This is a genomic window from Mycobacterium sp. IS-3022 (genome assembly GCF_001500065.1).
GTDB lineage: Bacteria > Actinomycetota > Actinomycetes > Mycobacteriales > Mycobacteriaceae > Mycobacterium.
The window spans coordinates 1-14,410 of sequence record NZ_LQIN01000045.1 but is presented as its reverse complement, the minus strand read 5'-3'; the positions used below and the strand labels follow the sequence as shown (position 1 = coordinate 14,410).

General features: G+C 66.6%; 15 protein-coding genes. 12 read left to right on the top strand and 3 right to left on the bottom strand.

What is annotated here, in order from left to right; genetic code table 11:
- Positions 1-5: 5 nt before the first annotated feature.
- Positions 6-479 (bottom strand): PepSY domain-containing protein, encoded by a 474-nt coding sequence (locus AU188_RS18980; RefSeq protein ID WP_286137560.1) that lies wholly within the window; start codon positions 477-479, stop codon positions 6-8.
- A gap of 254 nt (positions 480-733) precedes the next feature.
- Between AU188_RS18980 and AU188_RS18975 the strand changes: the two genes are divergently transcribed.
- From AU188_RS18975 to AU188_RS18955, 5 genes are read left to right on the top strand one after another with little or no spacing between them, the layout of a single operon-like run.
- The gene (locus tag AU188_RS18975; RefSeq protein ID WP_059165059.1) at positions 734-1,888 is read left to right on the top strand and encodes a PucR family transcriptional regulator; all 1,155 of its coding nucleotides are present in this window, start codon (positions 734-736) and stop codon (positions 1,886-1,888) included.
- A 49-nt stretch (positions 1,889-1,937) separates the two neighbouring features.
- Positions 1,938-2,489 (top strand): hypothetical protein, encoded by a 552-nt coding sequence (locus AU188_RS18970; RefSeq protein ID WP_059165058.1) that lies wholly within the window; start codon positions 1,938-1,940, stop codon positions 2,487-2,489.
- 1 nt (position 2,490) lies between these two features.
- Complete coding sequence (casI, locus tag AU188_RS18965) at positions 2,491-4,161, top strand: steroid-22-oyl-CoA synthetase (RefSeq protein WP_059165057.1); 1,671 nt, start codon at positions 2,491-2,493, stop codon at positions 4,159-4,161.
- Positions 4,158-5,741 (top strand): FAD-binding protein, encoded by a 1,584-nt coding sequence (locus AU188_RS18960; RefSeq protein WP_059165056.1) that lies wholly within the window; start codon positions 4,158-4,160, stop codon positions 5,739-5,741. Before casI ends, AU188_RS18960 begins: the two co-directional genes overlap by 4 nt.
- Positions 5,734-6,873, top strand: coding sequence for a 3-ketosteroid-9-alpha-monooxygenase, oxygenase component (locus tag AU188_RS18955; RefSeq protein WP_059165055.1), 1,140 nt, complete (start codon positions 5,734-5,736; stop codon positions 6,871-6,873). The genes AU188_RS18960 and AU188_RS18955 overlap by 8 nt, the downstream gene beginning before the upstream one ends.
- 85 nt (positions 6,874-6,958) lie before the next feature.
- Here the strand turns inward: AU188_RS18955 and AU188_RS18950 are convergent, their stop codons facing one another.
- On the bottom strand, positions 6,959-7,375 hold the full coding sequence (locus AU188_RS18950; RefSeq protein ID WP_059165054.1) for a TIGR03667 family PPOX class F420-dependent oxidoreductase: 417 nt from the start codon (positions 7,373-7,375) through the stop codon (positions 6,959-6,961).
- A gap of 22 nt (positions 7,376-7,397) precedes the next feature.
- On the opposite strand from AU188_RS18950, the gene AU188_RS18945 reads away from it, so the two are divergent.
- A complete protein-coding gene (locus AU188_RS18945) occupies positions 7,398-8,045 on the top strand; it encodes a nitroreductase family protein (RefSeq protein WP_059165053.1) in 648 nt (215 codons plus the stop codon).
- Between the two features lie 56 nt (positions 8,046-8,101).
- On the opposite strand, the gene AU188_RS18940 is transcribed toward AU188_RS18945, so the two are convergent.
- The gene (locus AU188_RS18940; RefSeq protein WP_059165052.1) at positions 8,102-8,566 is read right to left on the bottom strand and encodes a tRNA (cytidine(34)-2'-O)-methyltransferase; all 465 of its coding nucleotides are present in this window, start codon (positions 8,564-8,566) and stop codon (positions 8,102-8,104) included.
- A 77-nt stretch (positions 8,567-8,643) separates the two neighbouring features.
- On the opposite strand from AU188_RS18940, the gene AU188_RS18935 reads away from it, so the two are divergent.
- The 6 genes from AU188_RS18935 to AU188_RS18910 all read left to right on the top strand — a co-directional run bounded on the left by AU188_RS18935 (position 8,644) and on the right by AU188_RS18910 (position 14,252).
- On the top strand, positions 8,644-9,249 hold the full coding sequence (locus tag AU188_RS18935; RefSeq protein ID WP_059165051.1) for a class I SAM-dependent methyltransferase: 606 nt from the start codon (positions 8,644-8,646) through the stop codon (positions 9,247-9,249).
- 279 nt (positions 9,250-9,528) lie between these two features.
- Positions 9,529-12,231, top strand: a complete 2,703-nt coding sequence (locus tag AU188_RS18930; RefSeq protein ID WP_059165050.1) for a HAMP domain-containing sensor histidine kinase — start codon at positions 9,529-9,531, stop codon at positions 12,229-12,231.
- Entirely contained in the window at positions 12,228-12,647 is a 420-nt protein-coding gene (locus tag AU188_RS18925) for a roadblock/LC7 domain-containing protein (protein ID WP_059165049.1), read from the top strand. The genes AU188_RS18930 and AU188_RS18925 overlap by 4 nt, the downstream gene beginning before the upstream one ends.
- 7 nt (positions 12,648-12,654) lie before the next feature.
- Positions 12,655-13,071: a DUF742 domain-containing protein gene (locus AU188_RS18920; protein WP_082686697.1), complete on the top strand. Its 417-nt coding sequence runs from the start codon at positions 12,655-12,657 to the stop codon at positions 13,069-13,071.
- A 37-nt stretch (positions 13,072-13,108) separates the two neighbouring features.
- The gene (locus AU188_RS18915) at positions 13,109-13,684 is read left to right on the top strand and encodes a GTP-binding protein (protein ID WP_059165258.1); all 576 of its coding nucleotides are present in this window, start codon (positions 13,109-13,111) and stop codon (positions 13,682-13,684) included.
- Between the two features lie 4 nt (positions 13,685-13,688).
- Positions 13,689-14,252 carry a pentapeptide repeat-containing protein gene (locus tag AU188_RS18910; RefSeq protein ID WP_059165048.1) on the top strand — a complete coding sequence of 188 codons (564 nt, stop codon included), beginning with the start codon at positions 13,689-13,691 and terminating at the stop codon, positions 14,250-14,252.
- The last annotated feature ends 158 nt before the right edge of the window (positions 14,253-14,410 follow it).

The following is a 14,410-nucleotide window of genomic DNA, read 5'->3' as shown; positions in this document are numbered from 1 at the left end:
GATGTTCAGCGTCCCGTCGTGTTCTGCAGCACTTGCCCGGAACCGGCGTCGATGGTGACTTCGTGCTTGGCCTGAGAATCGTCGATGACATCGGCTTCCCAGACCGTCTTTCCGTTGTTGCCATCGAGGTTGAGTTCGGTGATGGTGCCGTTGGCCACCTCGGCGAGGATCTTGTCCGCCGCTGCCTGGTAGTCCACCTGAGCGGCCTGCACCCGATCGCGGTGCTTGGCCTTGTCGGCTTCGTCCTCGGTTTTGGCCGTCGGCCCCATCGTCACCGTGGCGCCGTCGTTGGAGATATCCATCTCGTGCTCGGTGCCATCGGCAGTGACGACCTGGACTTCCCACCGGCCATCCCGCTCGGTCTCGATGGAGATCAGCGTGCTGTCGGGCACGGCTGCGGTCGCAGTGCTTCCGGCCCGGCGCAGCGCGTCGATGCCGGTGTTTGCCGGAGCAGCCGTGGCCGGCGCGGACGATGTCACGGCGGGCGCAGCAGATCTCGTTTCCGGCGCGGAGGTCGTCCCCGCCGAACCTGCGTCCTCGTCGCTACCGCCGGCGCATCCGCTTAATGCCACAACCAACACCCCGAGCAACGCGGGCGCTGCGACGTATCGGCACTTTGACGTGAAATGTCCATCGACCATGACCCGGCCCCTTCCTGACCCACTGTCACATCCGAGTTGACCGGCCACTCGATGGTGAAACGTCAACCCAGCCGACGGCTTAAGCTGGCGGCATGAGCCGCCGCCCGGTTCGGATGTCGGAGCTGGGATCCGACCCCGCGTCGGTGTTGCGGATCATTGCCTACTTCGACGAGCTCGACGAGTCAGCGGCAAGCGCGGACACCGTTGTGCGGTCGGCCGCATTGCTGGCCGAATGCCCGGTCGGTGCGCGGTGGGCATCCGGCGTCGTCGTCCGCTATGACTCGGTGGGTGAGCTGGACACCACAGGAAGCGTCCCGGCGGCGCCGTCGGTTGACGACGAACCGGTCGTGTGGGTCGAGCGTGGGGGCGGCCCTTCGGAGCTGGACCCGGTGCTCATCGACCGCGTGAGCCACTCGCTGCGAAGGGTTCTGACACGTAGCTCGGTCACACCGCAACTCGGTGACCCGGCACTGCTGGAGGTCGTACTTTCGGAAAAGGAACATCGAGAGGACCGGGCACGGGCCATTCGCCTACTCGGGCTTGACGAAACCCGCAAGGTTCGCGTCCTCGCCGTTTCCGCGCAATCACCGTCCGATGCACTGCAGATCATCACCCGCGAACTCGCCGATGTGGCGGTGCGCACGGTCGCGATCGGCAACGCCACGGCGGTGTTGTGCCAGCACGCCGGCGATACCCGAGCGCTCTCCGACGGGCTCGAGCGGGCGATCGTCGACGCGTTTCCGCCGCCACGACGCGTAAACTCCGACCGCGGACCATGGGTCGGAATCGGCTCCAGTGGGAGCGTGCTCGCCGCGCCGACGTCCTGGCATCAAGCCATGCGCGCGTTGCGCTTCGCCTCATCGACCGGCTACGGCAGGCGGGCCATCGCTTACGAACGGCTCAGCTTGCTGGAGCTGTTGGCCGACCTGCCGCTCGATCGGGTGCGGGGCAACCGGGAGATGGCCCGCATCGACGAGATCGCGGCGACGCCGACGGGTGCGCTCGCGGTGCAGACCGTCGAGGCGTTCCTTGTGTTCGGCTCGCTGCGCCGAACGGCCGCGGAGTTGCACGTGCACCACAGCACCGTCGCGGCTCGCCTCGCTCAGGTGGCGCGCACGATGGGCTGGGATCTCGATGATCCGATGGACCGGTTCCTGGCCACGCTGGTGCTCATGGTGCGCCGTATTGCCCTGTCGTCGGAGGAGTTGCTCGAGCCCGACACATGTCGGGTGTATCAACGGATTTGATCGACGGACGGCGGGTGACTGGACGCGGCGGCTCCGTGATGATGACCACATGGCAGTTATCGATCCCACCCGAACCTGGGAACCGCTGGAAAAGCGTCTGGCCGACACCACCAGTGAGCGGCACCGAGTCGTGCTGAACGCCGTGATCGAGCACATGAAAGCCGAAGCCGCCCCGGATATGGCTCGCTTGATGGCGACGCTGGCCCCGCATCCGGACTACCACTTCTGGGGCGCCGAAGGCGACTTCGGGCCCAAGACCACCGCGGGTGTGAAGACCTACTACACCGACTTCCTGGCCACCCGAACAAACATTCTCGAGTTCGAGGTGCAGCGGCTCGTCGTCGATGACCACTGCCTTGTGACCGAGGGTCTGCTCAAACAGATCTACCCCGGCGCAGAAGCCCAACGCATCGGCATTCCCGTCGACGACGTCGACGCCGACTACCTCATCGTGTTCCGGCAGTTGCTGCTGTGGCCGATCGACGAGAACGGGAAGATCCTCGGCGAGGACTCCTACAATCCCGGGGTGGTCAGCATTACCAAACTGTCGCGCGAGGAACTGCCGCAGGCCTACCTGGACCTTGTCCATCCGTCCGCCTGAAATGTGTTCCGACGTCTCGTCACGACACCACTCCATCGCGGACCTGCTGCTCGATCGCCTCGGTGACGAGCATCTCGGTCTGCGCACCCGTCAACGGGATTGGTCCTGGGATGAGGTTGTGCGTGAATCCGCGGCGCGCGGTGCGCTGGCCCAGGCGATGCGGTGCGACGGCCCGTTTCACATCGGGGTACTGCTGGACAATGTCCCGGATTTCGTGTTCTGGCTGGGCGGCGCCGCCCTGGTCGGAGCGACGGTGGTCGGCATCAACCCCACTCGGGGCGCGGCCGAGCTGGCAGCCGAAATCCGCCATGCCGATTGCCAATTGATCGTCACCGACACCGCGGGGTTCGATCGGTTGCGCGAGCTGGAGCTCGGCTTGGCCGCGGATCGATTCCTCGTGATCGACGATCCGGGCTACGGCAGAGCTGTCGACGCGCATCGGGTCGAGCCCCGTGTCACCGGCGGTGTGGACGAGGACTCACTGCTGCTGCTCCTTTTCACCTCCGGCACGACGGGCGCATCCAAGGCGGTCAAATGCAGTCAAGGCAGGCTGGCCCGTATCGCCTACGCCGCCACCGAGAAATTCGGGCATTCGCGAGCCGACGTCGAGTACTGCTGCATGCCGTTGTTCCACGGCAACGCGATCATGGCGCTGTGGGCCCCGGCGCTGGCCAACGGTGCCACGGTGTGCCTCACATCGTCGTTCTCGGCATCCGGATTCCTGCCGGACGTACGGTATTTCGGTGCGACGTTCTTCACCTATGTCGGCAAGGCGCTGGCCTATCTGATGGCCACCCCGGAGCGACCCGACGATGCCGACAACCCGTTGCTGCGGGGCTTCGGCACGGAGGCTTCACCTGACGACCGGGCCGAGTTCCGCCGCAGGTTCGGCGCCGAACTGTTCGAGGGTTACGGGTCCAGCGAGGGTGGCGCGGTCGTCGCGCCTGATCCGCAAGCCCCCGCTGGAGCGCTCGGCCGCCCGTTGCACGCCGGCGTCGCGGTGGTGCACCCGGACACGCTAGAAGATTGTGCGCGAGCGGTTCTCGACGACTACGGTCGCGTACGCAATCCGGACGAGGCGGTCGGCGAGATCGTCGACAAATTCGGCACCCGCAGTTTCGAGGGCTATTACCGCAACGACGAGGCCAACGCCGAACGGATCCGCAACGGCTGGTACTGGAGCGGAGACCTCGGCTACCTCGACGACGCCGGCTTCATCTATTTCGCCGGTAGGCGTGGCGACTGGATCCGGGTCGACGGCGAGAACACCTCGGCCTTGACGATCGAACGGGTGCTGCGACGTCATCCCCGGGTGGTCGCCGCGGGGGTGTTCGCGGTGCCGGATCCACGCTCGGGCGATCAGGTGATGGCCGCGATCGAGGTGGCCGATCCGGACGCCTTCGACATCGAGGAGTTCACCGCCTATCTGGTGAACCAACAGGACCTCGGAAGTAAGGGCGTCCCGCGGTTTCTGAGGCTGTCGACCCGACTGCCCGTCACCGGCTCCAACAAGGTGCTCAAACGCGAACTGCAACGACAGCGATGGCACACCGACGAGCCGGTCTACCGGTGGTCCGGCCGAGGCGCGCCCGTGTACCACCGCATGAACGACGACGAAAAGCAGTCACTGGACGCCGAATTCGAACTTCACGGGCGGAAACAATACGCATGAGTGGCTGGGACGAGGAATGCGACGTACTGGTCGCCGGATCGGGTGGCGGCGGTGTCACCGGCGCGTACACTGCGGCGCGCGAGGGACTCGACGTCATCCTGGTCGAAGCGACCGACCAATTCGGCGGCACAACAGCATATTCCGGCGGTGGCGGGGTGTGGTTCCCGTGCAATCCGGTTCTGGTGCGCGCCGGTACCGACGACACGATCGAGGACGCGCTCGAGTACTACCACGCGGTGGTCGGCGACCGCACGCCGTATGAACTTCAGGAGACCTACGTCCGCGGCGGCGCCCCGCTGATCGAATACCTCGAACACGACTCTCGTCTGCAATTCGAGGTCCTGCCGTGGCCGGACTATTTCGGCAAGGCGCCCAAGGCCCGCCTCGACGGCCAACGGCATATCACCGCACGGCCGTTGGCCGTTTCCAAGGCACCGGAACTGCGTGAGCTGGTCCGCGGCCCGCTCGACGCCGATCGTCTCGGCACGCCGCAGCCCGACGACTACTTCATCGGCGGTCGCGCTCTGATTGCCCGCTTCCTCAAGGCCATCGGCCGATATTCACACGCAGCGCTGCGACGCAACACCGCGCTGGTCGAGTTGGTGCTCGAGGACGGCCGAGTTGTCGGCGCGATCGTCGAGACGGAGGGGCAACGCAGGGCCATTCGCGCGCGGCGTGGCGTGCTGCTGGCCGCCGGCGGGTTCGAGGGCAACGAGGAACTCCGTCGCCGTTACGGCGTACCCGGCGCAGCCCGAGACACGATGGGGCCCTGGGGAAATCGTGGCCAAGCGTTGCAGGCGGCCGTTGCGGTCGGCGCGGATATCGACCTGATGGACCAGGCGTGGTGGTCGCCGGGAATGACGCATCCGGACGGGCGTTCGGCGTTTGCGCTGTGGTTCACCGGCGGCATCTTCGTCAACCAGGACGGCCGACGGTTCGTCAACGAGTCCGCGCCGTACGACAGGATCGGCCGCGACATCCTCGCCCAATTGACCGATGGCTCGATCACGTTGCCGTACTGGATGATCTACGACGACAGGGACGGTGAGATACCGCCGGTCAAGGCCACCAACGTGTCGATGGTGGAGCCGGCACAGTATGTCGAGGCGGGGCTCTGGCACACCGCCGGCACGCTCGAGGAGCTCGCCGACAAGATCGCAGTGCCCGCCGAGAATCTGGTGGCAACGGTCGCGCGGTTCAACGAATTCGTCGCCGACGGCACCGACGGGGACTTCGGCCGGGGCGACGAAGCGTACGACCGCGCCTTCTTCGGCGGTGGCTCACCACTCGTCGCGATCGAAAAGGCGCCGTTTCACGCCGCCATGTTCGGCATCTCCGATCTCGGCACGAAGGGTGGTCTGCGCACCGACACCGCGGCGCGGGTCCTCGACACCTCCGGCCACCCGATCCTTGGTCTGTATGCGGCCGGCAACACGATGGCAGCACCGAGCGGCACGGCCTATCCGGGCGGCGGCAATCCGATCGGCACCAGCATGCTGTTCAGCCACCTGGCGGTCAAAGACATGTTAGGCAGGGACCATGACGAGCGCTCGCGTAAGGAATCAACAGCCGATGAGTGACATTCGCGAGATCGACACCGGCGCACCGATGACGCGGTTCGCCCGTGGCTGGCATTGTCTCGGTCTGGCTGACTCGTTCCGTGACGGGCAACCCCACGGCGTCGAGGCGTTCGGCTCCAAACTCGTGGTGTACGGGGACTCGACCGGCGAGCTGTACATCCTCGACGGCTACTGCCGGCACATGGGGGCTGACCTTTCCCGCGGGTCCATCAAAGCGGACAATCTGGCGTGCCCCTTTCACGATTGGCGGTGGCAGGGCTCGACCGGTCGCTGCGTCGACGTGCCCTATGCGCGCCGGGTACCGCGGCTGGCCCGAACCCGCAAGTGGCCCACCTGCGAGGTCAACGGCCAGCTGCTGGTGTGGCACGACCCGGAAGGCTCCTCGCCGCCGCAGGAACTGACTCCGCCGGAGATCGAGGGATACAGCGACGGCATCTGGTCGCCCTGGCAATGGAACTCGATCCTGATCGAGGGTTCGCACTGCCGCGAGATCGTCGACAACAACGTCGACATGGCTCACTTCTTCTACATCCATCACGCCTACCCGACGTACTTCAAAAATGTGATCGAGGGTCACATGGCGAGCCAGTACATGGAATCCAAACCGCGTCCGGATTCCACTCCCAATCCTGAAAAGCTCTGGGACGGCACGTATCTGCGTTCCGAGGCCACGTATTTCGGCCCTGCTTACATGATCAATTGGCTGCACAACGATCTCGGTCCCGGCTTCACCGTCGAGGTCGCGCTGATCAACTGCCACTATCCGGTCACCCACAATTCGTTTGTGCTGCAATGGGGTGTCGCCGTACAGCAGATGCCCGGTCTGCCCCCGGACAAGGCCACCAAGCTCGCGGCGGCGATGAACCGGTCCTTCGGTGAGGGTTTCCTCGAGGACGTCGAAATCTGGAAGAACAAGACACGGATCGACAACCCGCTGCTGACGGAAGAGGATGGCGCCGTCTACCAGCATCGGCGGTGGTACGAGCAGTTCTACGTCGACCTCGCCGACGTCACCTCCGACATGACCGACCGCTTCGAACTCGAAGTCGACACCACCCAGGCAATGGGGGTGTGGGAACAGGAAGTGGCGGAGAACCTCGCGGCACGCGGGCGGTCCGAGTTCGCGAAGTAGGCCAGGGGCGGGCGCACGCCAACGGCTCGCAGCGGCGAGCGAGCCGCCGCCCAGACGCTGAGCGCGCCCACGGTTCAGCGGCGGACTATCCCCCTGTCGGTGTGGTCCACACCTTGTCAACGCTGATCTTCAGCCGCGTGTCGTAGGCGGCCAGGAACTCGTCGCTGAAACCGAGGTTGGCCGCGTACTCGCCGTATTTGGCGCGGTACCGCTCGTCCTGCAACGGGTTCGCGTTCTCGGCGTCGACCGTCGCGGTGCCGCCGACGACGATGATCCCGCTGCCGTTCCCGTCGGAATCCAGGTTCAGGCTGACCCGCGGATTCGCCCTGAGGTGTCTGACCTTGGCGGCGCGCGGTTCGGTGTAGACGAACACGTCGGACCCGTCGAAGAAGAACCACACCAACTTCGGCACGGGCTGTCCCGACTTCGCCACCGTGGTCAACCAGCCGTACTTGTCGGAGGAGAGCCTGTCCGCTACCTCTTGCGTGAATTCGATTGCCATGAGGCGAATGTAGTCTCGAAAAATGACCTTGAACCTGTCCGTGGATGAAGTCCTGACCACCACCCGTTCGGTGCGCAAGCGGCTGGATCTGGACAAGCCGGTGCCGCGCGAGATGCTGCTGGAATGTCTCGAGCTCGCGGTGCAGGCGCCGACGGGATCCAACGCCCAGGGCTGGCAGTGGCTCTTCGTCGACGACCCCGACAAGAAGAAGGCGCTCGCCGACATCTACCGCACCAGCTGGAAGCTGTACCGAACGATGCCCGAACCCGAATACGCCGACGGCGACAGCCGCGGGGAACGGCGACAGGCGGTGGTGTCGTCGGCCGAGTACCTGGCCGAAAACATGGAGAGGGTCCCGTGGCTGCTGATCCCGTGTCTCGAGGGACGCGTCGACGGTGCACCCGGCGCGGGGAGTGCGAGCTTCTGGGGCTCACTGCTGCCCGCGGCGTGGAGCTACATGCTGGCGTTGCGCTCGCGCGGCCTCGGCTCCGCATGGACGACGTTGCATCTGCTCGGTGACGGCGAGAAGCAGGCCGCCGAACTGCTCGGCATCCCGCATGACAAGTACAGCCAGGGCGGTCTGTTCCCGATCGCCTACACCAAGGGCACCGACTTCCGCCCCGCCAAGCGGTTGCCCGTCGAGGAGATCGCACACTTCAACAGCTGGTAACGCGCTCCGCGCGAGCGTCCCCTGCCCTTCGCGCGTGGGCCCACATCGGAAGGTGACTACACCGCTCCGCTGAACCCGTGTTGCCGCCACGCCTCGTACACGGCGACCGCGGCCGCGTTCGACAGGTTCAGCGAGCGCCGGCCCGCCAGCATCGGGATCCGCAGCTGGGCGGTGATGTGCGGATCGGCCAGCGTCTCGGCGTCCAACCCGGTGGGTTCCGGCCCGAACATCAGCACATCGCCGGCCCGGTACTCGACGTCGGCGAACGAGGTCGCCGCGTGCGCGGTGAACGCGTAGACGCGCTCGGGCGCCAGCGCGGCCCACGCGGCGGCGAGGTCGCGGTGCACGGTCACCGACGCCAGGTCGTGGTAGTCCAGGCCGGCGCGGCGCAGTTTCGGTTCGGACAGGTCGAACCCCATCGGCTCGACCAGGTGCAGTTCGCACCCGGTCGCCGCCACCATCCGGATGGCATTCCCGGTGTTGGGCGCGATGCGCGGCGCAAAGAACATCAACCTGAACAACTACGACCTCTTCAGTGTGAGAGCGCTACGACGTCACCGCCACCGGCTCGCCGACCGTCTGCTGCGATAATGCTCGCATGGTCGCGCAGAGCCTCTGGATGCAGAAGGTGTCGGCGGATCCCGGGCATTCGCACTGGTACATCGAGCGCTTCCGCGCGATGGCCCGCGCCGGCGAAGATCTGGCCGGCGAGGCCCGCTTCGTCGACGCCATGGCGCCACGCGGTGCCCACATCCTCGACGCCGGTTGTGGTCCGGGACGGCTCGGCGGATACCTGGCCGCGGCCGGTCACCGCGTCGTCGGCGTCGACGTCGATCCGGCACTCATCGAAGCAGCCGAACAGGACCATCCCGGACCGCGATGGCTGGTCGGCGATCTCGCCGAGCTCGACCTGCCCGCACGGGGAATCACCGAACCGTTCGACGTGATCGTGTCGGCAGGCAACGTGATGACGTTCCTCGCGCCGAGCACCCGGGTGCAGGTGCTTTCCCGGCTGCGTGCCCATCTGCGCGACGAGGGTCGGGCGGTGATCGGCTTCGGCGCCGGCCGCGACTACGAATTCGCCGAATTCTCCGACGACGCCGGCGCCGCGGGCTTGGCGCCCGACCTTCTGTTGTCCACCTGGGACGTTCGGCCGTTCACCGACAATTCCGACTTCCTCGTCGCGCTTCTGCGGCCGGCGTAATCCGCGGCCCGGGCGCCCGCATCACAATCGCGTTCGGAGTATTTGCTCGCAATTCGCACAACGGCTCTGAGCTGCGATTATGAACTCTGTCTGTTCAGTAAGAATTGTGGAATCGGCCGCACATCGCTGGCATACTCGACCAATTGCCAGGGCCAGAACGTGCCCGCCGGGGGCGGGGCAATATCAGGGCAATATCAGTAGGAAATCAGTGGGAAGCCTTATGAACGATGCGCCGTTACTGAATCCCGGGCCGCCGGCCGACCGTGGGGGCGCGCGTCGATGAGCGTGTTCTCCCAGCTCAAGCAGGCCGATGGCACGCTGGTGGATTTCGAATCCAAACCGGAGCCACCGGTAAAGCGGCCGTCGCGGTGGGCGCTGTCGAATTGGCCCGTCCGCTGGAAAGTGCTCGCGATCGTATTGGTGCCGCTGATTCTGGCCGGAACATTCGGCGGTTTGCGGATCTACGGCAGCGTGACCGAGGAATCGGAGTTGCGTCGCGCCGCCGAGCGCACCGAAATGGTGCCGGCCATCGAGAGCTACATGGCCGCGCTGGAAAGCGCGATGCTGGCAACCTCCACCGGCGGGGACATCCAGGCCGTGCTGACCCGGTTCGACAGCAGCCGTCGGGATCTGCAGCGCCGGTTGGACGGCACTGACGTCGCACCCGATGTGCGCCGGGGCGTCACGACCATGATCGATGACGGTCAGGCATTGGTGGACAAGGTCGCCTCGAACACCATCGGGCTGCGCGACACCATCCAGGCCTACGCGTTGCTGCTGCTGCCCGCCGAGGATGCGGTCACCGGATCGGTCCGGGTCGACGACGAGCGCATCCGCGCCGAGACGCTCGGCCTGTCCCGCGCGATCGGCGCCCGCGGCCAGATGACAATGCAGAAGCTGGCGCTCACCCGCGGCGCCGAGCTGCCCGAGCCCGAGCTGCGGACCGCGGTGATCGCGCTCGCGGGCACCGAGCCGTCGACACTGTTCGGGATGAGCCAGGTGCTCGGGGTGGGATCGCCGGAGGCGCAGAAGCTTCAGGCCGAGTTCGTCAAGCGGATGGCGCTGATGACCAACCCGGCGGTGCCCCTGGTCAACAACCCCGAACTGTTGGCGTCCGTGGCCGCCACCGAGCTGATCGCCCGCCAGATCATCGACCGCATCACCACCACGGTCACCTCCGCCGTCCAGGAGCGGGCCGACGCGCAGCGCACCACCTCGATCCGCGACGCGGCGATCGTCGGCGGGGCGATCCTGCTGGCGCTGATCATCGTGATCCTGGTGGCGCGCACGCTGGTGCGCCCGCTGCGCCGGCTTCGCGACAGCGCGCTCAAGGTTGCCCACGACGACCTGACGAAGGAGATCGAGCGGGTGCGCGCGGGCGGCGACGCCCCTCCGATCACGCCGATTCCGGTGCACACCTCCGAAGAGGTCGGTCAGGTCGCGCACGCGGTGGACGAACTACACGAACAAGCCGTCGTCCTGGCCGCTGAGCAATCGCGGCTGCAGTTGCAGGTCGGCGACATGTTCGAAACCCTCTCGCGCCGCAGCAGGTCCCTGGTCGACCAGCAGCTGTCGCTGATCGACCGGCTGGAGCGCGACGAGGAAGACCCCGAGCGGCTGGAGAGCCTGTTCCGGTTGGACCACCTGGCCGCCCGGATGCGCCGCAACGGTGCCAACCTGCTGGTCTTGTCGGGCGCCAGGGTGCCGCGCGAACAAGCTGAACCGGTCCCGGTGTCGGCCGTCATCAACGCCGCCGCGTCCGAGGTCGAGGACTACACCCGGGTGGTGACCGCGACCGTGCCCGACAGCGAGGTCAGCGGTGCGGTCGCCGGCGACCTGGTTCACCTGCTGGCTGAACTGCTCGACAACGCGCTGCGGTACTCCCCGCCGATCTCGCAGGTGCGGGTCTCGGCGGTGCACACGGCGAACGGCGGACTGGTCATCGAGGTCAGCGACATCGGACTGGGCATGACCGAGTCGGACCTGCGGGTAGCCAACACCCGCCTGCAGTCCGGCGGAGAGGTCGACCCGTACACCGCGCGCCACATGGGCCTATTCGTGGTGGGTCGTCTCGCGACGCAGCACGGGCTGGTGGTCCGGTTGCGCAGCACAGTTGCGGGCGAACCGAATTCGGGCACCACCGCGGGTGTGTACGTTCCCGCCGAGCTGCTCAGGCGGGCCGGCGAGCCCGATCAATTCAGCGAACCCGAATACGCGATGCCCGCCGACGCCCACGCGGGGATCGCGACGGCGTTGGCGCTCGACGCTGATCACCGAGACGCGGACCGCGACCACCGGCACGCCGAGCCGGAACACCTCAACGGGCACGCCGAGGTACCGATTTCGCTTCTGCCGCAACGCAACCCCGGCGCCAGTGGAATCGCCGACATCCCCGCCGCGCTGCCCCCGACGCCCGTCGCCGAGCGGCCGACGGACACCTCCGGGTTCTTCGCGGCGCGGTCGCAGACGGCGAGCGACCGCGCGCCGGAACCGGAACCGTCGCACGCCGCTGCGGCCGAACCGTCGCACGCCGCTGCGGCCGAACCGTCGCACGCCGCTGCGGCCGAACCATCGGGGCAAGCCGCTTCGGACGACGCGATCTATCAGAGCATGCTCTCGGAGTGGCTGGTCGATCCGACCGAACTGGCCAACAGCGAGGACCTGAACTGGGAGTCCGTCTGGGACCATGGCTGGTCAGCCGCGGCCGCCGCCGACGAGGCCCCCGTCACCCGCGTCACCGATGAGGGCCTTCCGATACGTGACCCCGGCGCCCGTCTGGTGCCGGGCGCCGCTGCCGCGGACGACGAGACGGTAGCATCGGCGGCTGAGTTCGGCGCTGGCGTGGAAACCTCATCCGCAGGTGCGCCGCAGCGGGATCCGGAAGCCGTTCGCGCGAGCATCAGCAGCCACTTCGGCGGGGTGCATGCCGGCCGCTCGCACGCAAGTGAGACCACCGGAAACAGAGGAACAGATACCGAATGACCTACCCGGCGCGATCGACGCAGCGCGACTCGCTCGACTGGCTGATTTCGAGATTCGCCCGCGACGTGTCCGGGGTGTCCCATGCAGTGCTGGTGTCCGCCGACGGTCTGCTGATGGCCGCCAGCGAGCACATCCCGACCGAACGCGCCGACCAACTCGCGGCGGTGGCGTCCGGTCTGGCCAGTCTGTCCACCGGCGCGGCACAACTGTTCGACGGCGGCCATGTGCTGCAGTCGGTGGTCGAGATGGAGAATGGTTACCTGCTGCTGATGCGCGTCGGCGACGGTTCGAATCTGGCCACGCTGGCGACCCGCAACTGTGACATCGGCCAGATCGGTTACGAGATGGCGGTATTGGTCGAACGGGTGGGCACCGTCGTCCAGTCCGCTCGACGGCGCGCACCTCAGCACTCGTGAGCGGCCCATGGATGATCCGGAGAGTTGGGACGAGGCGGACGAGGCGGCCGACACATCGCTGTGGGAACGCGATGTCGGGGAAGAGCCGAGTCTCGTTCGGCCCTACATCCTGACCGCGGGCCGCACCGACTCCCGCATCTACCTACCGTTGGAGGCGCCGATCGAGACGCTCGACTCGGACAAGCCGACGCGATGGCCGAGCAGCGATGTGCGGGGCCAGATTTTGACCATGTGCGTCGACCACCCGTCGGTCGCCGAGATTGCCGCGAAGTTATCCTTGCCGCTCGGCGTGGCGCGCGTGCTGATCGGGGATCTGGTGGCGCAGGGTTATGTGGCGGTGCGTGGCACCTTGAGCGAGTCGACCACCATCGACGAACGACGTGAGCTGATAGGAAGGACACTGCGTGGCCTCAGGGCACTTTGAGGAGCGCCGGGCGCCGAACACGTCGGGGCAGGCTGCCTTGACAGGGTCTTCGCGCGAGCGCTCATCCGCGACGAAGATCATCGTCTCCGGCGGATTCGGCGCCGGCAAGACGACGTTCGTCGGTGCGGTCTCAGAGATCATGCCGCTGCGGACGGAGGCGTTGGTGACAACGGCGTCGGCGGGCCTCGACGGCCTGGAAGCCACCCCGCAGAAGAACACGACGACAGTCGCGATGGATTTCGGCCGCATCACGCTCGCCGAGGATCTGGTTCTGTACCTGTTCGGGACGCCCGGGCAGCGCCGGTTCTGGTTCATGTGGGACGACCTGGTCCGCGGCGCAATCGGCGCGATCATCCTGGTCGATGTGCGCCGCCTGCAGGACAGCTTCGCCGCGGTCGACTTCTTCGAAGCGCGCAACCTGCCGTTCCTGATCGCGGTCAACGAGTTCGACGGTGCGCCAAGGTATCCGGTCGCGGCGGTTCGCAAGGCGCTGGCGCTGGCCGACCACATCCCGGTGATCACCGTCGACGCGCGTGACCGACGCTCCACCAAGGCGGCGCTGATCGCGATCACCGAGTACGCGCTCGACAGCTTGACTTCGTTGCGCGGCTGATCGGGTGAGTTCTGACGAAGAGGTCTGGACCGAACGCGAATTCGTCGGCCGCGACTTCCGCGATGAGGATTTCGGCAGGCTGCGCACCGAGCGGACCGTGTTCGACGAGTGCGACTTCCGCGGTGTCGACTTCACCGAATCGGAGCACGTCGGCTCGGCTTTCCGCAACTGCCGCTTCGAGCGGGCCACATTGCACCACAGCATTTTCCGGCAATGCAGCATGCTCGGCTCGGTGTTCACCGAGAGCCGGTTGCGGCCGCTGACCCTGGTCGACGTCGACCTGACGTTGGCGGTCCTCGGCGGATGTGACCTACGCGGAGTGGATCTCGCCGGGTGCCGGTTACGCGAGGCCGGGCTCGTCGACACCGACCTGCGCAAGGCGGTGCTGCGCGGCGCGGATCTGAGCGGCGCCCGGCTGCAGAACGTCCGATTGGACGAGGCCGACCTGCGCGGCGCCCGAACGGATGCCACGTTGTGGACCACCGCGAGCCTGCGCGGCGCGAAGATCGATGTCGACCAGGCGTTGGCCTACGCCGCCGCCCACGGCCTGAACATCCACGGCGAGTGATTCGCTGATCTAAAACAGCTGCGGCTCCGGCTATTTCCGCCATTTCACAGGCGGTGTGGTTGGTCGGCCGGATTTGTCGGTGGGTGCTGTCATGATGCGGTTATGGTTTCGTTCGCTCCTTCTGGTGTTGAGGTGGATTTGAGTCGCCTCGAGCGTCT